The sequence below is a fragment of the Leifsonia sp. Root1293 genome, assembly GCF_001425325.1.
In the GTDB taxonomy this organism is placed as follows: domain Bacteria; phylum Actinomycetota; class Actinomycetes; order Actinomycetales; family Microbacteriaceae; genus Orlajensenia.
This window is the reverse complement of sequence record NZ_LMEH01000001.1, coordinates 1,230,200-1,250,085: the sequence shown is the minus strand read 5'-3', so window position 1 is coordinate 1,250,085 and position 19,886 is coordinate 1,230,200. Positions and strand designations below refer to the sequence as shown.

Sequence of the window (19,886 nt, the reverse complement as noted above, 5' to 3'; positions counted from 1 at the left end):
GGTGCGCGCCGCCCGCCCGCTGCTAGCCTGAGAGAACGCAAGGAGGCGCTGGCCGAAGGCCGGTGTCGGAAAAGGATCGTCGCCATCTCGCAGCCCACTCAGACCCCGAACCGCGACCAGTCCTACACCATGGTCGTGCTGTCCAATCGCCTGCCCGTCGATCACGTCGTGAACCCCGACGGCTCCTCGGGGTGGCGGTCGTCGCCAGGCGGCCTCGTCACAGCTCTCGAGCCAGTGATGCGCGCGGCCGAAGGTGCGTGGATCGGGTGGGCAGGCGTCGCCGACACCGAATTCGAGCCCTTCGAGAACGACGGCATCGAGATCATCGCCGTTCCGCTCAGCGCCACGGAGGTCGAGCAGTACTACGAGGGCTTCTCCAACGACACCCTCTGGCCGCTCTACCACGACGTGATCGCACCCCCGCAGTATCACCGCGAGTGGTGGGAGACCTACGTGCTGGTCAATCGGCGGTTCGCCGAGGCCGCGGCGCGCTATGCCGCCACCGAAGCCGTCGTCTGGGTGCAGGACTACCAGCTCCAGCTCGTTCCGCAGATGCTGCGCGAACTCCGCCCCGACCTCGTCATCGGCTTCTTCGACCACATCCCGTTCCCGCCCTACGGCATCTTCTCTCAGCTGCCCTGGCGCAAGCAGATCCTCAAGGGTCTCCTCGGCGCCGACGTCATCGGATTCCAGCGCGTGGCGGATGCCGGCAACTTCACGCGCGCCGTGCGGCGGCTGTTCGGCTTCACGACCCGCGGCAACGTCGTCGAGGTCATCGGCGACGACGGAGAGGTGCGCCACGTCGTCGCACGAACCTTCCCGATCTCGATCGACGTCGCCGGCTACGAGGAGATCGCAGCCAGACCAGAGGTCCAGGAGCGCGCACGCCAGATCCGGCACGATCTCGGAGACCCGAAGGTCGTCATGCTCGGTGTCGACAGGCTCGACTACACCAAGGGCATCGGCCACAGGCTGAAGGCATACGGCGAGCTGCTCGCCGAGAACCGGCTCCAGGTCGAGGACGTCACCCTCGTGCAGGTCGCGAGCCCGAGTCGTGAGCGGGTCGCGACCTACATGGCGCTCCGGGACGAGATCGAACTGCAGGTCGGACGCCTCAACGGCGAGTACTCCACCATCAGCCACAGCGCCATCGCCTACCTGCACCACGGATATCCGCGCGAGGAGATGGTGGCGCTCTACCTCGCCGCAGACGTGATGCTGGTCACCGCTCTCCGAGATGGGATGAACCTCGTCGCCAAGGAGTACGTGGCCTGCCGCACCGACAACAGCGGGGCGATGGTCCTGAGCGAGTTCGCCGGGGCCTCAGACGAGCTGCGCCAGGCGATCATCGTCAACCCTCACGACATCGCCGGTCTCAAGGACGCGATCGTCACTGCCGTCGAGATGCCGGAACGCGAGCAGGCGAGGCGGATGCGCGCCCTGCGCAAGCGGGTGCACGAGAACACCGTCAACGACTGGTCGAAGTCCTTCCTCGACACCCTCACCGGCCGGGCGGCGGTTCCGCGGGGCATTCCCGAGACCCTCGTCAACGCGCTTCGCGAGCTGGCGGCTGCCGACCAGCTCCTCATCGCCCTGGACTTCGACGGCACGCTGGCTCCTCATGTCGACCAGCCGGAGGAGGCGCGCGCCCTGGACAGCGCACGCGCCGCCGTCCTGAGGCTCATCCGCCTCGAGGACACCCGGGTGGCCTTCGTCTCCGGACGAGCTCTCGTCAGCCTCCAGCACGTCGCCGACCCGCCCGACGACGTACTCCTCACGGGCTCGCACGGGGTCGAGCTGAAGCTGGACCAGCCTGACGTGACCCTCGACCTGCTCTCGAGCGAGATCGACAGGCTCGAGCGCGTCACCCTGATCCTCGAGCGCATCGCGGGCACCACCGAGGGCGCCTGGGTCGAGCGCAAGCCGGCCGGCCTCGCCCTGCACACGCGCAAGCTCTCACCCGCTGCCGGCCAGACCATGCAGCGGAGCGCCAAGGCGAGGGTGCGGGCGGCCGAGCCGGGCCTCACCGTGCGCGAGGGCAAGAACGTGATCGAGTTCGCCCTGCGTCCGGGGAACAAGGGCGACGCCATCGCCAAGCTGCGCGAGCACACCGGAGCCACGAGCGTCTTCTACGCCGGTGACGACGTCACCGATGAGGACGCCTTCGTCGCCCTGGGCGCAGACGACCTCGGCATGAAGATCGGGCAGGGGCGTTCGGCCGCCGGGCACAGGGTGCGCGGACCCGAGGAGGTCGCCGAGGTGCTGGCCCTGCTGGCCGACTTCCGTGCCGGGCACCTCGAGGCCCAGAAGCGCGAACGCGCCAACACGGGATCCCACCCGATCGTCGGGGGCTGACGGTCCTGGGACTGGCCGCGCTCGGGGGAGCAAGGTCGCGTCCGGCTCGGTCCGACGGGCGGAGGCAGGCCCGCGGCATCCGTCGTATGCGAAATGGGTATGTTGACTGGTCCTAGACTTTGGACCATGGCGGAGATCGATCTGAAACCACGTTCGCGAGTAGTCACCGATGGCATCGAGGCCACAACGAGCCGCGGCATGCTGCGGGCCGTCGGCATGGGCGATGAGGACTGGGACAAGCCCCAGATCGGCATCGCGAGCTCGTGGAACGAGATCACGCCGTGCAACCTGAGCCTCGACAGACTCGCCCAGGGCGCCAAGGAGGGCGTGCACTCCGGCGGCGGATATCCGCTGCAGTTCGGCACCATCTCCGTCTCGGACGGCATCTCGATGGGCCATGAGGGCATGCACTTCTCGCTGGTGTCGCGCGAGGTCATCGCCGACAGCGTCGAGGTCGTCATGAACGCCGAGCGCCTCGACGGTTCGGTGCTGCTGGCCGGATGCGACAAGTCGCTGCCCGGCATGCTCATGGCCGCAGCCCGACTGGACCTCGCCTCGGTCTTCCTCTACGCCGGCTCCATCGCTCCGGGCTGGGTCAAGCTCAGCGACGGCACCGAGAAGGAGGTCACCATCATCGACTCCTTCGAGGCCGTCGGTGCCTGCAAGGCCGGCACCATGAGCGAAGAGGACCTCAAGCGCATCGAGTGCGCCATCGCGCCGGGCGAGGGTGCCTGCGGCGGCATGTACACGGCCAACACCATGGCATCCGTCGCCGAAGCGCTCGGGATGAGCCTCCCGGGCTCGGCATCACCGCCCTCGGCCGACCGTCGCCGCGACTACTTCGCGCACCGCTCTGGCGAGGCCGTCGTCAACATGCTGCGCCTCGGCATCACCGCCCGCGACATCATGACGAAGAAGGCATTCGAGAACGCCATCACCGTCGCCATGGCCCTCGGCGGATCGACGAACGTCGTGCTGCACCTGCTGGCCATCGCGCACGAGGCGGAGGTCGAACTCACCCTCGACGACTTCAACCGCATCGGCGACAAGGTTCCGCACCTGGCGGACATGAAGCCGTTCGGCAAGTACGTCATGAACGACGTCGACCGCCACGGCGGCATTCCCGTGCTCATGAAGGCCCTCCTCGACGCCGGGCTCATCCACGGGGACGCCCTCACGGTCACGGGCAGGACCGTGGCCGAGAACCTCGAGGCGCTGAACCCGATGCCGCTCGACGGCGAGGTCATCCGCACCCTCGACAACCCGATCCACGCCACCGGAGGCATCACGATCCTGAAGGGCACGTTCGCCCCGGAAGGTGCCGTCGTCAAGACCGCCGGCTTCGACGCCTCCGTTTTCGAAGGCCCCGCGCGTGTGTTCGAACGCGAGCGCGGAGCCATGGACGCTCTCACCAACGGCGAGATCACCGCCGGCGACGTCATCGTCATCCGCTACGAGGGTCCGAAGGGCGGACCGGGCATGCGCGAGATGCTCGCGATCACCGCGGCCATCAAGGGCGCAGGGCTCGGAAAAGATGTACTACTCTTGACGGACGGTCGATTCTCAGGCGGCACAACCGGACTGTGCATCGGCCACATAGCACCCGAAGCGGTGGACGCAGGTCCAATCGCCTTCGTGCGCGATGGTGATCTCATTAGGGTCGATATCGCAGCTCGTTCGCTCGACCTACTTGTCGACGAGGCTGAGCTGGTTGCTCGCCGTGAAGGCTGGGCTCCGCTTCCCCCGCGCTACACCCGTGGCGTCCTCGCGAAGTACTCCAAGCTCGTGCACTCCGCCGCTGTCGGCGCCGTCACAGGCTGAGTCTCGCGCCAGATCATCCACACGCAATCAAGGGACCACACACGCATGTCCACGGAAACCTTCCCCGTGCCATCGCCCGCTGCCCCCTCTCAGAAGGGGCCTGAACTGCTGACCGGGGCCCAGGCCGTCGTGCGCTCTCTCGAGCTGCTCGGCATCACCGATGTCTTCGGCCTGCCCGGCGGAGCCATCCTCCCGGTCTACGACCCGTTGATGGACTCCACCAAGCTCCGCCACATCCTCGTGCGTCACGAGCAGGGAGCCGGTCACGCGGCCGAGGGCTACGCGTCGTCGAGCAACAAGCTCGGCGTCTGCATCGCCACTTCCGGCCCGGGAGCGACGAACCTCGTCACCGCCATCGCCGACGCCCACATGGACTCGGTACCGGTCCTGGCCATCACCGGCCAGGTCTTCTCGACCCTCATGGGAACGGATGCCTTCCAGGAGGCGGACATCGTGGGCATCACGATGCCGATCACGAAGCACTCCTTCCTGGTGACCGACGCAGCCGACATCCCCTCGACGATCGCCGCTGCGATGCACATCGCGACGACGGGTCGACCCGGCCCCGTGCTCGTCGACATCACGAAGGACGCCCAGCAGGCGACCGTGCCGTTCATCTGGCCGCCCAAGATCGACCTGCCCGGCTACCGCCCGGTCATGAAGGCGCACGGCAAGCAGATCAACGCCGCCGCGCAGCTCTTCGCCGAGGCCAAGAAGCCCGTGCTGTACGTCGGAGGCGGCGTCATCAGGTCGAAGGCATCCGAGGAGCTCCTCGCCCTCGCCGAGACCACCGGCGCCCCAGTCGTCACGACGCTCATGGCCCGCGGCGCGTTCCCCGACTCGCACCCGCAGCACCTCGGCATGCCGGGGATGCACGGCACCGTCCCGGCGGTGCTGGCGTTGCAGGAGGCGGATCTCCTCATCTCGCTCGGCGCCCGCTTCGACGACCGCGTCACCGGCAAGGCGTCGTTGTTCGCGCCGAACGCCAAGGTCGTCCACGTCGACGTCGACCCTGCCGAGATCTCGAAGATCCGCGTGGCCGACGTCCCCATCGTCGGCGACGCCCGCGACGTGATCGTGGATCTCACCGCCGCCTACAGCGAAGCCGTGCGCGATGCTCCGGCCGACATCAAGGAGTGGTGGGAGTACCTCGACGGGCTCCGCACGGAGTTCCCGCTCGGCTACGCGCCGACCACCGATGGCGCGCTCGCTCCTCAGTACGTCATCAGCCGCATCGGCGAGCTCACCGGACCGGAGGGCGTCTACGCTGCCGGTGTCGGCCAGCACCAGATGTGGGCGGCGCAGTTCATCAAGTACGAGCGCCCCAACGCCTGGTTGAACTCCGGCGGTGCCGGCACGATGGGCTACGCGGTCCCCGCCGCCATGGGCGCCAAGGTGGCCCAGCCCGACCGCCACGTCTGGGCGATCGACGGTGACGGATGCTTCCAGATGACCAACCAGGAGCTCGCGACCTGCACGATCAACGACATCCCGATCAAGGTCGCGATCATCAACAATTCCTCGCTCGGCATGGTGCGCCAGTGGCAGACCCTGTTCTACGAGGGTCGCTACTCGAACACCGACCTGAACACCGGTGCCGACACCATCCGCGTTCCCGACTTCGTGAAGCTCGCCGAGGCGTACGGTGCCCTCGGCATCCGTGTCACGAAGGAGGAGGAAGTGGATGCGGCGATCAAGCTCGCGCTCGAGACCAACGACCGACCGGTCGTCATCGACTTCGTCGTGAGCCGGGACTCCATGGTGTGGCCGATGGTGCCGCAGGGCGTCTCGAACAACTACGTGCAGTACGCACGTGACCACAGCCCGGCATTCGACGAGGAGGCATAAGAGCATGAGCACCCACGTCCTGTCCCTCCTCGTCGAGGACAAGCCCGGCCTGCTGACTCGCGTCGCCGGTCTGTTCGCGCGTCGCGGCTTCAACATCGAGAGCCTCGCGGTCGGCAAGAGCGAGATCGACGGCCTGTCGCGCATCACCGTCGTGGTCGATGTCGAGGAGCTGCCGCTCGAGCAGGTCACGAAGCAGCTCAACAAGCTGATCAACGTGATCAAGATCGTCGAGCTCGACACCTCGCAGTCAGTGCAGCGCGAGCATCTGCTCATCAAGGTGCGCGTCGACAACACGACCCGCTCGCAGGTGCTCGAGGCCGTCACCCTGTTCCGGGCACGCGTCGTCGACGTGGCGACCGATGCCCTCGTCATCGAGGTCACCGGCGACTCCGGCAAGACCACCGCGTTCCTCAAGGTTCTCGAGCCCTACGGCATCAAGGAGCTGGCCCAGTCCGGCCTGCTCGCCATCGGTCGCGGCTCGAAGTCCATCACCGAGCGCGTCTTCAAGAACTAGCGCTTCACGAATTAGCTGTACGAACACAAGGAGAGAAACACCAATGGCTGAGATCTACTACGACAAGGACGCCGACCTGGCGATCATCCAGGGCAAGAAGGTCGCCGTGGTCGGCTACGGCTCGCAGGGCCACGCCCACGCGCAGAACCTCCGCGACTCCGGTGTCGAGGTCGTCATCGGACTCAAGGACGGCTCGAAGTCGAAGCCGAAGGCCGAAGAGGCCGGATTCCGCGTGCTGAGCGTCGCGGAGGCCGCATCCTGGGCCGACGTGATCGTCATCCTGGCCCCCGACCAGTTCCAGCGTCACATCTACGCGGAGTCCATCAAGGACAACCTGGCCGACGGCAAGACGCTCGTCTTCGGACACGGCTTCAACATCCGCTTCGGCTACATCGAGGCTCCTGAGGGCGTCGACGTGATCATGGTCGCCCCCAAGGGCCCCGGCCACACCGTGCGCCGCGAGTACGAGGCCGGCCGTGGCGTTCCCGTCATCGTCGCCGTCGAGAAGGACGCGACCGGCAACGCCTGGCCCACCACCCTCAGCTACGCCAAGGCCATCGGCGGCCTGCGTGCCGGCGGTATCAAGACCACCTTCACCGAGGAGACCGAGACCGACCTGTTCGGTGAGCAGGCCGTTCTCTGCGGTGGTGTCTCGCAGCTCGTCCAGTACGGCTTCGAGACTCTGACCGAGGCCGGCTACCAGCCGCAGGTCGCCTACTTCGAGGTGCTGCACGAGCTGAAGCTCATCGTCGACCTCATGTGGGAGGGCGGCATCGCCAAGCAGCGCTGGAGCGTCTCCGACACCGCCGAGTACGGCGACTACGTCTCCGGACCCCGCGTCATCGACCCGAGCGTCAAGGAGAACATGCAGGCTGTTCTCGCCGACATCCAGTCCGGCGCATTCGCCGAGCGCTTCATCGCCGACCAAGACGCCGGAGCGCCCGAGTTCCTCGCGCTCCGTGCCAAGGGCGAGGCCCACCCGATCGAGGCCACCGGTCGCGAGCTGCGCAAGCTGTTCGCCTGGAACGCGTCGAACGACGACGACTACGTGGATGGCGAGGTCGCGCGCTAAAGCGCTACCCCTTTCCATCGAGAACGCAGTTTCTGCGGGTCGCGGGCACTCCGCACCCGCAGGAACTGCGTTCTCGCGTTGAACCACTCGCGGGAATTGCGTTCTCGCCCGATGACATCCTCCGAAGGAGCCCGATGACAGCCGTCGAGATCGCCGTGCAGGACCTGGCCGGAGTGCGCGTCGCGCTCGAGGAGGGCGCCGACCGCATCGAGCTGTGCGTCGCCCTCGACCTCGGCGGGCTCACGCCATCGATCGGGTTGGTCGAGGCCGCAGTCGCGGCGGCAGCCGAAGCCCGGGCCACGGACTTCGTGCACGTTCTCGTGCGGCCCCGTGGAGGCGGCTTCGTCTATGACGAGAGCGAGCTCGCGGTGATCGAGCGCGACATCCGCGCGGTCTTCTCCGCCGGTGCCGACGGAGTCGTGGTCGGCGCCGCCCACTATGACGGCACGCTCGACGAGACGGCGATCGCCCGATTCGTCGAGGCTGCCGACGGCATGACGGTCACCGTGCACCGCGTCGTCGACGCGACGCCGGACCCCATCGTCGCGCTCCGACCCCTCGGTGCCCTCGGCGTGACCAGGGTGCTGAGCTCGGGCGGCGCAGCAGACTGCCGGGCGGGAGCATCCGTGCTGGAACGGATGCGGCACGCCGGCGGCACGGTGCAGGTCATGGCAGGCGGCGGCGTGCGCGTCGACGACATCGGCGTCCTCGTCGCGGCCGGAGTGGACGCCGTGCACCTCTCCGCCCGCGGGCGCTCGGACGGAGGGGGCGCCAGTGGTCCAGGCGGGGGAGCGGTCGGCTACGACGTGACGGATCGCGGCCTCGTTCGCGCGGCCGTCGAGGCGGTTCGAGCCGCGCCGCGCTGACCCCCGCCGCGCTGACCCGCGCCGCGCTGACCCGCGCCGCGCTGACCCGCGCCGCGCTAACCCGCGCAGCGGCCCCCGGTAGTCTGAGTGCATGGCAGCAGCACGCGACGACGACGCACTCAACTGGGCGGGCGACGACGATCCGACGCTCGTGGCGAAGGACGATCGCGCTGTCGATGGCATCGGGTCATCCGAGACGGCCGGTCGTTCCGAGCTGCGTCCTGGATGGGTCCCGGTCGGCGAGCCCGGTCGCGTGACGACTCCGGACACCGCGACGGATGCGGCTCACGACGAGAATGACGCCCCTTCCCAGACCAGCTCGGCGACGCTCATCACGCTCGGTGTGCTCGGCGGCATCTACCTCATCTACATGATCGGCTGGGGAGTGGTCGCGACGCGCATGTCGACGGGAGCTCTCGACCCCGTTGCGCAGTTCATGTTCGGGCTCGGTACGTGGCTGGCGATCCTCGCCGTGCCGCTGTGGTTCGCCGTGACGCTCTGGCTCACGCGGGGCCGCCCCCGCACCCGGCTGCTCTGGCTCTTCGCCGGAGTGGTGCTGCTCGTTCCCCTGCCCTTCCTCCTCGGAACGGGGTTGGCCTCATGACCGACGATGCCACTGCAGTCCCGGCCGCCGAGGCCGCTGCGCGCACCCCGCTCTGGCTGGCCGTGACCCTGGCCGTGCTCTTCGGCCTGTTCTACGCCTACGACGTCTTCGAGGCTCTGGGCAACCTGATCGGCATCTCAGACTTCGCGAACCAGCTCGACGCCTCGATCAACGGATTCGGCTGGGCGCTGCTCGTGCTCGGACTCGTGCTGCCGCTGGTGCTGTTCGCCATCGCCTTCACGCTGGGCCGCAACCGCGGACCCCTGGCGCAGATCGCCTTCTACGCCGTCGGACTCGGTCTCTCTGCCGTGCTCAGCCTCGACATCATCGCAGCGTTCGCGCGCTGGATCCCGATCGGCTGACCCGGGCTCCACGGCCCGGCGCCTACACAGCGGCGAAGACGCACAGACCGATCAGCACGATCTGGGCGATCGAACGGGGAACCAGCGGGATCGAGAGGGACCGGAAGATCTCCGGATGCCGCGCGGCGTAGACGTTGGCCGGGAAGACCGCGACCAGGAACACGGCGAGCAGGATGCCGGCGGCGAACTGGGTGGCCGGGATGAGAAGTCCGATGCCACCGGCGATCTCGCACACCCCGGTGAAGCGCACCAGGTTGACCGGAGCGAGCAGGCCCTCCCGTCGCATGCGCGGCGGGATCATCTTCGCCATGATCCTGGCGGCGCCAGGGCGGAAGTGATTGACGCCCATTCCGACGAACACTATGGCGAGCAGGATGCGCACGACCCACTGTGCGATCTCGAAGATGTCGTGCGTCGTCATGTATTCCTTCCGGCTGTACGGCCTCGGCTAGAGTTTCACATGATTGCGTCCCAGTGACGGCGACGCGCATCCTCCCCTCTGCTGCAAAGGAATCGATTCGTCGTGTCAAAGCCGGTCGTGCTGATCGCTGAAATCCTCTCGCCCGCCACGATCGATGCCCTCGGTCCAGACTTCGACGTGCGGCAGGTCGACGGAACCGACCGCGCGGCCCTCTTCGCCGGCCTCGCCGACGCGAACGCCATCCTCGTGCGCAGCGCCACCCAGGTCGATGCCGAGGCGATCGCAGCGGCGCCGAAGCTCCAGGTCATCGCCCGCGCCGGCGTCGGTCTCGACAACGTCGACATCAAGGCGGCCACCACGGCCGGTGTGATGGTCGTCAACGCTCCGACCTCGAACATCATCTCGGCCGCCGAGCTCACCGTCGGTCACATCCTGAGCCTGGCCCGCCACATCCCGGCGGCTCACAGCGCACTCGCGCAGGGCCAGTGGAAGCGCTCGGCGTACACCGGAACCGAGCTCTACGAGAAGACCGTCGGCATCATCGGCCTCGGCCGCATCGGCGCGCTGATCACGGCCCGCCTGCAGGCGTTCGGCACCACGGTGATCGCCTACGACCCATACATCACCAGCGCCCGCGCCCAGCAGCTCGGCGTGCAGCCCGTCAGCCTCGACGAACTGCTCGAGCAGTCGGACTTCATCACCATCCACATGCCGAAGACGCCCGAGACCACGGGCATGATCAGCACCGAGCAGCTCAAGCGGATGAAGAAGACGGCGTACGTCGTCAACGTCGCCCGCGGCGGCCTCATCGACGAGGACGCCCTGCACGACGCGCTCGTGGCCGGCGAGATCGCCGGTGCCGGACTCGACGTGTTCGTGAGCGAGCCGCCGCAGGGTTCTCCGCTTCTGGCGCTGCCCAACGTCGTCGTCACACCGCACCTCGGCGCCTCGACCGACGAGGCCCAGGAGAAGGCCGGCGTCTCCGTCGCGAAGTCGGTGCGGCTCGCCCTCGCCGGCGAGCTGGTTCCGGATGCTGTCAACGTGGCCGGCGGTGTCATCGACCCGTACGTGCGTCCCGGCATCCCGCTGCTCGAGAAGCTCGGCCAGGTGTTCTCGGGCCTGGCGCACTCGAGCCCGCTCACCAGCGTCGACGTCGAGGTGCGCGGAGAGCTCGCCGACTACGACGTGAGCGTGCTGAAGCTCGCAGCCCTCAAGGGAGTGTTCACGAACGTCGTCAGTGAGACCGTCTCGTACGTCAACGCGCCGCTGCTCGCCGATCAGCGCGGCATCGCCGTGCGCCTGATCACCGATGCCGTGTCCGAGGAGTACCGCAACGTCATCACCCTGCGCGGCGCCCTCGCCGACGGCACGCAGGTCTCGGTCTCCGGAACGCTGACGGGAACCAAGCAGACGGAGAAGATCGTCGAGATCAACGGCTACGACGTCGAGGTGCCGATCGCGAAGAACCTGATCGTCATGCAGTACACCGACCGCCCGGGCATCGTCGCCGTGTACGGCCGTGAGTTCGGCGAGGCAGGCATCAACATCGCCGGCATGCAGATCGCCCGCCACTCGGCCGGCGGCCCGGCGCTCAGCGTGCTGACCGTCGACTCGCCCGTCCCCGCCGAGATCCTCGCCGCCGTTCGCGACGCCATCGCGGCAGACGTGATGATCGAGATCGACATCACCGAGTAGTCCGCTGGAGACAGGACGAAGGCCCCGGATGCATCATCCGGGGCCTTCGTCGTCGTGCGAGGTGGTGCGCTACAGCTCGGGCGAGGAGCTCTCGTTGCGCGTGACCTGGCTGCCGTTCGCCGGGTCGACCGAGGTCGCGGTGACCGAGGTCGACTGGCGGCGACGGAACATCAGGACGAGCCCGATGATCACGACGACGGCCCCGGCGATCATGAGCACGTAGCCCACCATGTCCAGGTTGATCCATTCGACCTCGACGTTGAGCGCCCAGACCAGGATCGCCCCGACGGCGATGAGGAAGATGCCGAGACCGATGCTCATGATCTCAGGCCCTGTTGCCCGAGATGACCCGGATCAGCCAGGCGATGATCGCGATCACCGCGAGGATGATTCCCACCCAGAGCAGCCAGCTCAGCGCACTGTTCAGGCCACCCAGGATGGCGAGAACGACGGCGACGACGATGATGATGATGAAGAGGAGATTCATTGTGGTGGATCCTTTCGTCGGGATTCCGCTTCTGCGTCGAATCACGATCGGAGATGACCCCGGCTCGCAGGATGCTCGACACATCGGCCCCTGTTCGGGGCAACCCAGACATTACTCAGCTTCGGACCGCGCAGGTAGAGGATTGCGGGCGTGGCGGATCTGTGATTAGCCCTGCGCGTCGCCGGCTGAACCGGCGACTACGCTGGAACGACACCCTTCCACCGCCTGCGAGGAGCGAAATGTCGCGTGTCATCTCCCTGGCCGTCATCCCCGGTGACGGCATCGGACCCGAAGTCGTCACCGAGGCTCTCAAGGTCCTCGATGCTGTGACGGAGGGTGGAGACGTCACCTTCGAGAAGACGTCGTTCTCCCTGGGAGCCGCGCGCTACCTCGAGACCGGCGACACCCTCACCGATGAGGACCTGGCAGCCGTCTCAGGCCACGATGCCATCCTCCTCGGCGCCGTCGGCGGCACCCCGGGCGACCCGCGGTTGGCCGGAGCGAACATCGAACGCGGGCTGCTGCTCAAGCTGCGGTTCTCGCTCGACCACTACGTGAACCTGCGTCCGTCGGTGCTCCACCCCGGGGTCTCGAGCCCGTTGGCCGACCCCGGAGCCATCGACTTCGTCGTCGTGCGCGAAGGCACCGAGGGGCCGTACGTCGGCAACGGCGGCTCCATCCGCCAGGGGACCGCGCAGGAGGTCGCCAACGAGGTGTCCGTCAACACGGCCTACGGCGTCGAGCGTGTCGTGAGGCATGCCTTCGGGGTGGCATCCGCCCGCCCGCGCAAGAAGTTGACCCTCGTTCACAAGACCAATGTGCTGGTGTTCGCCGGCGGGATCTGGAAGCGCGTCGTCGACGAGGTGGCCACCGAGTTCCCCGACGTCACGGTCGACTACTTGCACGTCGACGCCGCCACCATCTTCCTCGTCACGAATCCTGCTAGATTCGACGTCATCGTCACGGACAACCTCTTCGGCGACATCCTCACCGATCTTGCGGCCGCGATCAGCGGCGGCATCGGCCTCGCAGCCTCGGGCAACATCAACCCCGACGGCCGATTCCCCAGCATGTTCGAGCCGGTGCACGGTTCCGCGCCCGACATCGCCGGGAAGGGCATCGCCGACCCGACTGCCGCCATCCTCTCCGTCGCTCTGCTGCTCGACCACCTCGGGCTCGCGGATGCCGCGACCAGAGTGCAGGCGGCCGTCGCAGCCGACATCGCCGAACGTGGTGAGGCCTCCAGGTCGACCTCGGAGATCGGCACTGCGATCTCCGACCGGATTCGCGCACACTAGACGTACTCGAAGAAAGAGCAGCCCATGACGATCCAGCTTCCCCTCGCGAGTCAGAGCCTCATCTGGCAGACAGTCCGCAACGAGAACCCCGTCGCTCCCGAGGAGCGCGAGGCGATCCTCGCCGACCCGGGCTTCGGCAACCACTTCACCGACCACATGGTCGACGTGTGCTGGTCGGAGCGCGGCGGCTGGCACCGCCCGCGCGTCTCGCCGTACGGTCCCATCCAGCTCGACCCCGCCGCAGCCGTGCTGCACTACGCCCAGGAGATCTTCGAGGGCCTCAAGGCGTACCGCCATGCTGACGGATCCATCTGGACCTTCCGCCCCTACGAGAACGCCGCGCGGATGCAGCGGTCGGCGCACCGCCTCGCCCTCCCGGAGCTCCCTTCTGAGCACTTCATCGCCTCGCTCAAGCAGCTCGTCGCCGTCGACGCGGACTGGGTGCCGACGGCCCCGGAGACCAGCCTCTACCTCCGGCCCTTCATGTTCGCCAAGGAGGCCTTCCTCGGAGTGCGCCCGGCGAAGAAGGTCGCCTACTACCTGATCGCCAGCCCCGCCGGTGCGTACTTCACCGGGGGAGTGCAGCCGGTCAACATCTGGCTGTCGAGCGAGTACGCCCGGGCCAGCAAGGGCGGCACGGGCGCCGCCAAGACCGGCGGCAACTACGCGTCGAGCCTGCTGCCCCAGGCCGAGGCCTACGAGCACGGCTGCCAGCAGGTGCTGTTCCTCGACGAGGGGAAGTACCTCGAGGAGCTCGGCGGCATGAACATCGTGCTGGTGCGCAAGGACGGCACCCTCATCACGCCGGAGTCCGAGTCGATCCTCGAGGGCATCACCCGCGATTCCGTGCTGCGCCTGGCCGCCGACCGCGGGCACCTCATCGAGCAGCGCAGGGTGACTCTCGACGAGTGGCGTGACGGAGCTGCATCCGGCGACATCGTGGGTGCCTTCGCCTGCGGAACGGCGGCGGTGATCGTGCCGATCGGCCGACTGCTCGGCGAGGACTTCGAGATCGTGCACAACGGACCGCAGTCCGAAGAGCTCGCCCTGTCGCTCCGTGAGGAACTCACCGGTATCCAGTACGGCCGTGTCGAGGACCGCCATGGCTGGCTCGTGCGTCTCGACGCCTGAGCGCGCGTGACCGACGCCGAGCTGCGGCTCCGGGCCTTCGAGCGCGACGACACCGAGAGTGTCGTCGCGCTCTGGCATGCCTGCGGCCTCGTCGTGGCGTGGAATGACCCGCATCGCGACATCGAGCGCAAGGTCGCCGAGCAACCCGAGCTCTTCCTCGTGGGGGAGCGCGATGGCGCCGTCGTCGCGTCGGTGATGATCGGCTACGACGGGCATCGTGGCTGGATGAACTATCTCGCCGTCGACCCTGCGGAACGCGGCCGCGGGCATGGCCGCTCCCTGGTGCGGGAGGCCGAACGGATGCTGACGGCGCGCGGATGCCCCAAGCTCAATCTCCAGGTGCGCGGAACGAACACCGAGGCCATAGGGTTCTACGAGGCCATCGGTTACGCGCCCGACAACGCCATCAGCCTCGGCAAGAGGCTCATCCCCGACGACTGAGGCACGGCCGGCGGCGTTCGTGCTGCTCCCCACGCTGCGGGTAGCGTTGAGGCATGAAGATCGCACGGTTCAGCCACGACAATCGCATCGCCTTCGGAATCGTCGATGACGACGACCTGGTGGTGTTGACCGGAGACCCGATGTTCGCGGGCTACGACACGACGGGGGAGCGGGTTCCGATCGCCGATGCCACCCTGCTCGCGCCGTCGATCCCGCGATCGAAGGTGGTCGGCGTCGGCAAGAACTACCGCGACCACGCCACGGAGATGGGAACGGCGGTTCCCGAGGAACCGCTGCTGTTCCTCAAGCCGAACACGTCGGTGTCTGGTCCCGGCGACTACATCGTGCTGCCGAAGCAGAGCCGGCAGGTCGAGTTCGAGGGCGAGCTCGCCATCGTGATCGGCACGATCACGAAGAACGTCACGGAGGAGAAGGCGATGGAGCACGTCTTCGGCTTCACCATCGCGAATGACGTGACAGCCCGCGATCTGCAGAAGTCCGACGGACAGTGGACTCGGGCCAAGGGCTTCGACTCCTTCTGCCCGATCGGCCCCATCGTCGACACCGAGTTCGACTTCCCGTCGGCCGAGCTCGTAACCCGCGTGAACGGCGTCGTCAAGCAGCGGGCTCCGCTCACCGACATGGTGCACGACGTCGAGACGATCATCGCCTACGCCTCGAGCGTGTTCACGCTGCTGCCCGGTGACATCATCCTGACCGGAACGCCGGCCGGCGTCGGCCCGATCGAGAACGGCGACACGGTCGAGGTCGAGATCACCGGCCTCGGAATCCTGACGAACCCCGTGGTGCGTCCGCGCGGCTGAGCAGGCCCGATCGCTCGATCGGCTCGAAGACAGGCCGGTCCGGCCTGTACTCGGCGATTCGGCCTGTGCTCGCTGTGCAGGCCTCAGCGACCCAGCGCAGCCAGAGCGTCGGCGACGTCCTGCTCGTCGTTCCAGAGGTGGAAGGCGACTCTGGCGCAGCCAGCCCGCCCCGACGCAGTGATCCCGGATGCCGTCAGGCGTGCCAGGTCGAGGCCCTCGGCATCCGGCCACGTGACGATGGCCTGACCGGGTCGGCGCTCGAGCCCGAGCCCGTCGGTGAAAGCAGCCGCGAGTCCGGTCACGTGGGCTCTCACCTCCTGGAGGTCGAGCTGCGCGAACAGTGAGATGGCGGTCTCGGCGCCCACCCAGACCGGCCAGGCGGGGGAGACGTCGAAGCGGCGGGCATCTGCAGCGAGCGTCATCGTCGGCCCGTAGCACGACGACCAGGGATCGTCGCCCGCGTACCAGCCGGTCTGCGTCGGGGCGATGTCGGCGGCGAACGCAGCCGAGACGGTGAGGAACGCAGCTCCGCGCGGGGCGCACAGCCACTTGTAGCTGTGGCAGATGGTGGCATCGAAGAGCGCGGCATCCACCGGCATCCAGCCGACCGCCTGCGTCATGTCGCACAGGGTGCGGGCGTCGTTGACGGCAGCGGCCGCCACGACCGCCGCGGCATCCGCGACAGCCCCCGTCGCCGACTGCACCAGCGAGAACGCGACCAACCAGGTGGACGTCGTGACCGATGCAGCGAGCTCGGCGAGCGGCACGCTGCGCACGGTGACGCCTCGGTGGGTTTGACTGAGGAACGGGAACACGATCGAGCTGAAGTCCCCGTCGACGCAGAGCACCTCGGCGCCGTCAGGCACGCTCGCCGCGATGACGGCGGCCATGGCCGAGGTCTGGGATCCGATCGCCACCCTGTCGACGGCCACGCCCACGAGCCCGGCGTAGGAGGCGCGGGTGCGCTCCACGATGGCGGTGTAGTCGACGGCTGAGGCCTCGCCCCTGGCCCACCGTTCGGCGTCGGCGCGCATGGCCCTGGTGGTCTCGAGCGCAGGCAGCCCGAGGGTGCAGGCCGCGAGGTAGCCGCGACCGGCCGCGAACTGCTGGCGTGCGTCGGTCACCGTGAGGCGCGTCGTGACATCTGTCATGCCTCAATGGTGCTGTCGGGGCTCACATTCGACAATCGCCGAAGAGTACTGGCATCCATAACAAACCGTTATGTTTATGATTACCCTGGATCGCGCGGGGAATCAGAGAACGCAGAACGGGAGACCCGCCGTGGCCACAGTGGGCAAGGACCTCGACCTCGACTCGCATTCGATGCTGATGGTGCTCGCCATCGCCGAGCACGGGTCGATCACGGCGGCATCCGAGGCCCTCGGCTACAGTCAGCCCGCGGTGAGCCAGCACGTGCGGCGGCTCGAGTCTCGCCTGGGCATGCCGGTGCTCGAGCGCACGGGTCGCTCGGTGCGCCTCACCGAGGCCGGCACCGTGCTCGCGCGCCACGCCCAGACTGTGGCGACGGCTCTGGATGCCGCTGCCGGCGAGATCGCCGAGCTTCAGGGTCTGCGAACCGGCCGCGTGCGCATCGCGGCGTTCCCCTCAGCCTCGGCGACGATCGTGCCGCGGCTGCTCGCCGCGATGGCCGAGCGGCATCCCGCCGTCGCCATCAGCTACCTCGAGGCGGAACCGCCCGAGGCTGTCGCGGCCGTGCGCGAGAACCGTGCCGACATCGCCATCACCTTCAGCTATCCCGGCGACCACGATGACCCCCACCGCGAGAGCGCCCGCGGTCTGTCGGTGCGCACGGTCGGCCGTGAGCCCGTCCATGTCGTGCTGCCGGAATCGCATCCCCAGGGCGCTGCGGCATCCGTCGACATCGCGGCTCTGGGCCACGAGAGCTGGATCGCCGGATGTCCGCGGTGCCGCGGACACCTCGTCGAGCTCTGCGCGGCGAGCGGCTTCGTGCCTCGGATCGGCTACGAGACCGACAACTTCGTCGCCGTGCTCGGCATGGTGGCGGCAGGACTCGGGGTTGCGACGCTGCCGCGCCTGGCGCTGGCCTCGACGCGTCTGCCAGCCGGCGTGGTCGCTCTTCCGACCACGCATGCCGACCACCGCACCTTGCACGTGGTCACCGCAGAGGGCGCCGAGAGGGTGCCGGCCATCGGGGCGAGTCTGCGCGTGCTGGGCGGGATCGACCGCTCCGAGTGGACGGGCGAGCACCGCGACGGCTGATCGGCCGCGGCACCGGATGCCGCTGGCTAGACTTGACGGCGATGTCTGACACCGCGCACCCCTTCTCCTCTGCCACCGGGAGCGACGTTCGCGTTCGCTTCTGCCCGTCGCCCACCGGAACGCCGCACGTCGGCCTGGTGCGCACGGCTCTCTTCAACTGGGCCTATGCCCGGCACACCGGAGGCAAGCTCGTCTTCCGCATCGAGGACACTGATGCGGCCCGCGACAGCGAGGAGAGCTACGAGCAGCTGCTCGACGCGCTCACCTGGCTGAACCTCGACTGGGACGAGGGCATCGGCGTCGGCGGACCCCATGAGCCCTACCGGCAGTCCCAGCGCGGCGGCATCTACCTCGACGTGATCGAGCGACTCAAGGAGTCCGGGCACGTCTATGAGAGCTTCTCCACCGCCGAGGAGATCGACGCCCGCAACGACGCCGCCGGACGACCGAAGCAGCTCGGGTACGACAACTTCGACCGCGACCTCACCGACGAGCAGCGGGCAGCCTTCCGTGCCGAGGGTCGGGAGCCGGCTCTGCGCCTGCGGGTGCCCGACGACGATCTCTCGTTCACCGACCTCGTACGGGGCGAGATCACCTTCCCGGCCGGTTCCTTCGTCGACTTCGTGGTCGTGCGCCCCAACGGTGCCCCGCTCTACACGCTCGTGAACCCGGTCGACGACGCTCTCATGCAGATCACGCACGTGCTGCGCGGCGAGGACCTCCTCTCGTCGACTCCGCGCCAGATCGCGCTGTACCACGCGCTCATCGACATCGGAGTGACGACCTTCGTGCCGCAGTTCGGTCACCTGCCGTATGTCATGGGCGATGGAAACAAGAAGCTCTCCAAGCGCGACCCGGAGTCGAACCTGTTCCACCACCGCGACCGCGGCTTCATCCCCGAGGGCCTCGTCAACTACCTGTCGCTGCTCGGCTGGTCGCTGTCGCACGATCGCGACGTCTTCACCGTCGCCGAGATGGTGGCGGCATTCGACGTCGTCGACGTCAACCCGAACCCCGCGCGCTTCGACCTGAAGAAGGCCGAGTCGATCAACGGCGACCACATCCGCCTCCTCGGCGTGCAGGACTTCGCGGCACGCACGGTGCCCTACCTCGAGGCCGCCGGCGTGCTGACCGGGCCGATCTCTCCTGCGCAGGAGGCGATCCTCGCCGAGGCGGCGCCGCTCGTCCAGGAGCGCATCGGTCTGCTGGGCGAGGCGCCGGGCATGCTGGGCTTCCTGTTCACCGATGCCGCGAGCCTGAGCTACGACGACGGCGTCGTGGCCGGGCTCCCGGCCGACGCTTCGGCGGTGCTGGCGGCATCCGTCGACGTGCTCGACCGTATTCCGCCTCTGGAATGGACGCACGAGGTCATCCAGGAGGCGCTTTCGGCCGCACTCATCGACGGTCTCGGTCTCAAGCCGCGCGTCGCCTACACGCCGCTGCGCGTTGCAGTGTCTGGCCGGAAGGTCTCGCCGCCGCTCTTCGAGTCGATGCAGATCCTGGGCAAGGACGACACCATCGCGCGTCTCGTCCGCCTGCAGGAGGAGCTCGGCGCCTAGGCGTCGAGCGGTGCGACTCCGGCCTTCGGAGCGAGCGTTCCTCAATTTGGAGGGGCGCCCGGCCGTGGGTTAGAGTTGCATGTCGGCCGGGGGTTCGCCTGCGGCTGGTGGGGTATGGTGTAATTGGCAACACGGCGGTTTCTGGTACCGTTGTTCTTGGTTCGAGTCCAGGTACCCCAGCACTGACAGGCGCCGCATTCTCGGCGAGACTCCCGCGCCTCTTCTCCTTCCGATGTCGATCTCTGGCTCTGCGACCAGAAGCGACGCGGTAGACCGGGTATGGCAAACGGATGCTGCACCCACGCCTGCCGTTGCTGCGGACGCGTCGCCCCGCTCTGATGGATGTC

General features: G+C 67.9%; 19 protein-coding genes and 1 tRNA gene. 16 read left to right on the top strand and 4 right to left on the bottom strand.

Going from position 1 to position 19,886, the window contains the following annotated elements; translation table 11 throughout:
- Positions 1-129 precede the first annotated feature (129 nt).
- The 8 genes from ASC59_RS05785 to ASC59_RS05750 all read left to right on the top strand — a co-directional run bounded on the left by ASC59_RS05785 (position 130) and on the right by ASC59_RS05750 (position 9,442).
- Positions 130-2,355, top strand: coding sequence for a bifunctional alpha,alpha-trehalose-phosphate synthase (UDP-forming)/trehalose-phosphatase (locus ASC59_RS05785; RefSeq protein WP_055819437.1), 2,226 nt, complete (start codon positions 130-132; stop codon positions 2,353-2,355).
- 126 nt (positions 2,356-2,481) lie between these two features.
- Positions 2,482-4,176 carry a dihydroxy-acid dehydratase gene (ilvD, locus tag ASC59_RS05780; protein WP_055819434.1) on the top strand — a complete coding sequence of 565 codons (1,695 nt, stop codon included), beginning with the start codon at positions 2,482-2,484 and terminating at the stop codon, positions 4,174-4,176.
- Between the two features lie 45 nt (positions 4,177-4,221).
- Entirely contained in the window at positions 4,222-6,024 is a 1,803-nt protein-coding gene (locus tag ASC59_RS05775; protein ID WP_055819431.1) for an acetolactate synthase large subunit, read from the top strand.
- A 4-nt stretch (positions 6,025-6,028) separates the two neighbouring features.
- Positions 6,029-6,538, top strand: coding sequence for an acetolactate synthase small subunit (gene ilvN / locus ASC59_RS05770; protein ID WP_055819429.1), 510 nt, complete (start codon positions 6,029-6,031; stop codon positions 6,536-6,538).
- A gap of 43 nt (positions 6,539-6,581) precedes the next feature.
- Complete coding sequence (gene ilvC / locus ASC59_RS05765; RefSeq protein WP_055819425.1) at positions 6,582-7,610, top strand: ketol-acid reductoisomerase; 1,029 nt, start codon at positions 6,582-6,584, stop codon at positions 7,608-7,610.
- Between the two features lie 134 nt (positions 7,611-7,744).
- Entirely contained in the window at positions 7,745-8,476 is a 732-nt protein-coding gene (locus ASC59_RS05760) for a copper homeostasis protein CutC (RefSeq protein WP_055819421.1), read from the top strand.
- 91 nt (positions 8,477-8,567) lie between these two features.
- Entirely contained in the window at positions 8,568-9,080 is a 513-nt protein-coding gene (locus ASC59_RS05755) for a hypothetical protein (RefSeq protein ID WP_055819417.1), read from the top strand.
- Positions 9,077-9,442, top strand: coding sequence for a hypothetical protein (locus ASC59_RS05750; RefSeq protein ID WP_055819413.1), 366 nt, complete (start codon positions 9,077-9,079; stop codon positions 9,440-9,442). Before ASC59_RS05755 ends, ASC59_RS05750 begins: the two co-directional genes overlap by 4 nt.
- A 22-nt stretch (positions 9,443-9,464) precedes the next feature.
- Here ASC59_RS05750 and ASC59_RS05745 read toward each other — a convergent pair whose 3' ends face one another.
- Positions 9,465-9,863 (bottom strand): DoxX family protein, encoded by a 399-nt coding sequence (locus tag ASC59_RS05745; protein WP_055819410.1) that lies wholly within the window; start codon positions 9,861-9,863, stop codon positions 9,465-9,467.
- Positions 9,864-9,965: 102 nt separating this feature from the next.
- Here ASC59_RS05745 and serA point away from each other — a divergent pair, with 102 nt between their 5' ends.
- Positions 9,966-11,558, top strand: a complete 1,593-nt coding sequence (serA, locus tag ASC59_RS05740; RefSeq protein WP_055819406.1) for a phosphoglycerate dehydrogenase — start codon at positions 9,966-9,968, stop codon at positions 11,556-11,558.
- Between the two features lie 69 nt (positions 11,559-11,627).
- Here the strand turns inward: serA and ASC59_RS05735 are convergent, their stop codons facing one another.
- Complete coding sequence (locus tag ASC59_RS05735; RefSeq protein WP_055819403.1) at positions 11,628-11,879, bottom strand: DUF6458 family protein; 252 nt, start codon at positions 11,877-11,879, stop codon at positions 11,628-11,630.
- 4 nt (positions 11,880-11,883) lie between these two features.
- Complete coding sequence (locus ASC59_RS17460; protein WP_200942340.1) at positions 11,884-12,045, bottom strand: hypothetical protein; 162 nt, start codon at positions 12,043-12,045, stop codon at positions 11,884-11,886.
- A gap of 239 nt (positions 12,046-12,284) precedes the next feature.
- On the opposite strand from ASC59_RS17460, the gene ASC59_RS05730 reads away from it, so the two are divergent.
- Genes ASC59_RS05730 through ASC59_RS05715 form a run of 4 tightly spaced genes read left to right on the top strand, consistent with a single transcriptional unit; the run spans position 12,285 to position 15,739 of the window.
- The gene (locus ASC59_RS05730; RefSeq protein ID WP_055819399.1) at positions 12,285-13,343 is read left to right on the top strand and encodes a 3-isopropylmalate dehydrogenase; all 1,059 of its coding nucleotides are present in this window, start codon (positions 12,285-12,287) and stop codon (positions 13,341-13,343) included.
- A 24-nt stretch (positions 13,344-13,367) separates the two neighbouring features.
- On the top strand, positions 13,368-14,474 hold the full coding sequence (locus tag ASC59_RS05725) for a branched-chain amino acid aminotransferase (protein WP_055819397.1): 1,107 nt from the start codon (positions 13,368-13,370) through the stop codon (positions 14,472-14,474).
- A 6-nt stretch (positions 14,475-14,480) separates the two neighbouring features.
- Positions 14,481-14,915, top strand: a complete 435-nt coding sequence (locus ASC59_RS05720) for a GNAT family acetyltransferase (RefSeq protein ID WP_235492585.1) — start codon at positions 14,481-14,483, stop codon at positions 14,913-14,915.
- Positions 14,916-14,968: 53 nt separating this feature from the next.
- Positions 14,969-15,739 carry a fumarylacetoacetate hydrolase family protein gene (locus ASC59_RS05715; RefSeq protein ID WP_055819394.1) on the top strand — a complete coding sequence of 257 codons (771 nt, stop codon included), beginning with the start codon at positions 14,969-14,971 and terminating at the stop codon, positions 15,737-15,739.
- A gap of 83 nt (positions 15,740-15,822) precedes the next feature.
- Here ASC59_RS05715 and ASC59_RS05710 read toward each other — a convergent pair whose 3' ends face one another.
- A complete protein-coding gene (locus ASC59_RS05710) occupies positions 15,823-16,890 on the bottom strand; it encodes an aminotransferase class V-fold PLP-dependent enzyme (RefSeq protein ID WP_055819391.1) in 1,068 nt (355 codons plus the stop codon).
- 172 nt (positions 16,891-17,062) lie between these two features.
- Here ASC59_RS05710 and ASC59_RS05705 point away from each other — a divergent pair, with 172 nt between their 5' ends.
- From ASC59_RS05705 to ASC59_RS05695, 3 genes are all read left to right on the top strand, one after another.
- Complete coding sequence (locus ASC59_RS05705) at positions 17,063-17,980, top strand: LysR family transcriptional regulator (protein ID WP_055822890.1); 918 nt, start codon at positions 17,063-17,065, stop codon at positions 17,978-17,980.
- Positions 17,981-18,021: 41 nt separating this feature from the next.
- Positions 18,022-19,539 carry a glutamate--tRNA ligase gene (gene gltX / locus ASC59_RS05700; RefSeq protein WP_055819388.1) on the top strand — a complete coding sequence of 506 codons (1,518 nt, stop codon included), beginning with the start codon at positions 18,022-18,024 and terminating at the stop codon, positions 19,537-19,539.
- A gap of 108 nt (positions 19,540-19,647) precedes the next feature.
- Positions 19,648-19,719: transfer RNA gene (locus tag ASC59_RS05695), tRNA-Gln, on the top strand.
- Positions 19,720-19,886 lie beyond the last annotated feature (167 nt).

Coding starts and splice junctions, on each gene's coding strand:
- ASC59_RS05785 (WP_055819437.1), top strand. CDS start 130: ATGGTCGTGCTGTCCAATCGCCTGCCCGTCGATCACGTCGTGAACCCC.
- ilvD (WP_055819434.1), top strand. CDS start 2,482: ATGGCGGAGATCGATCTGAAACCACGTTCGCGAGTAGTCACCGATGGC.
- ASC59_RS05775 (WP_055819431.1), top strand. CDS start 4,222: ATGTCCACGGAAACCTTCCCCGTGCCATCGCCCGCTGCCCCCTCTCAG.
- ilvN (WP_055819429.1), top strand. CDS start 6,029: ATGAGCACCCACGTCCTGTCCCTCCTCGTCGAGGACAAGCCCGGCCTG.
- ilvC (WP_055819425.1), top strand. CDS start 6,582: ATGGCTGAGATCTACTACGACAAGGACGCCGACCTGGCGATCATCCAG.
- ASC59_RS05760 (WP_055819421.1), top strand. CDS start 7,745: ATGACAGCCGTCGAGATCGCCGTGCAGGACCTGGCCGGAGTGCGCGTC.
- ASC59_RS05755 (WP_055819417.1), top strand. CDS start 8,568: ATGGCAGCAGCACGCGACGACGACGCACTCAACTGGGCGGGCGACGAC.
- ASC59_RS05750 (WP_055819413.1), top strand. CDS start 9,077: ATGACCGACGATGCCACTGCAGTCCCGGCCGCCGAGGCCGCTGCGCGC.
- ASC59_RS05745 (WP_055819410.1), bottom strand. CDS start 9,863: ATGACGACGCACGACATCTTCGAGATCGCACAGTGGGTCGTGCGCATC.
- ASC59_RS05735 (WP_055819403.1), bottom strand. CDS start 11,879: ATGAGCATCGGTCTCGGCATCTTCCTCATCGCCGTCGGGGCGATCCTG.
- ASC59_RS17460 (WP_200942340.1), bottom strand. CDS start 12,045: ATGAATCTCCTCTTCATCATCATCATCGTCGTCGCCGTCGTTCTCGCC.
- ASC59_RS05730 (WP_055819399.1), top strand. CDS start 12,285: ATGTCGCGTGTCATCTCCCTGGCCGTCATCCCCGGTGACGGCATCGGA.
- ASC59_RS05725 (WP_055819397.1), top strand. CDS start 13,368: ATGACGATCCAGCTTCCCCTCGCGAGTCAGAGCCTCATCTGGCAGACA.
- ASC59_RS05715 (WP_055819394.1), top strand. CDS start 14,969: ATGAAGATCGCACGGTTCAGCCACGACAATCGCATCGCCTTCGGAATC.
- ASC59_RS05710 (WP_055819391.1), bottom strand. CDS start 16,890: ATGACAGATGTCACGACGCGCCTCACGGTGACCGACGCACGCCAGCAG.
- ASC59_RS05705 (WP_055822890.1), top strand. CDS start 17,063: ATGCTGATGGTGCTCGCCATCGCCGAGCACGGGTCGATCACGGCGGCA.
- gltX (WP_055819388.1), top strand. CDS start 18,022: ATGTCTGACACCGCGCACCCCTTCTCCTCTGCCACCGGGAGCGACGTT.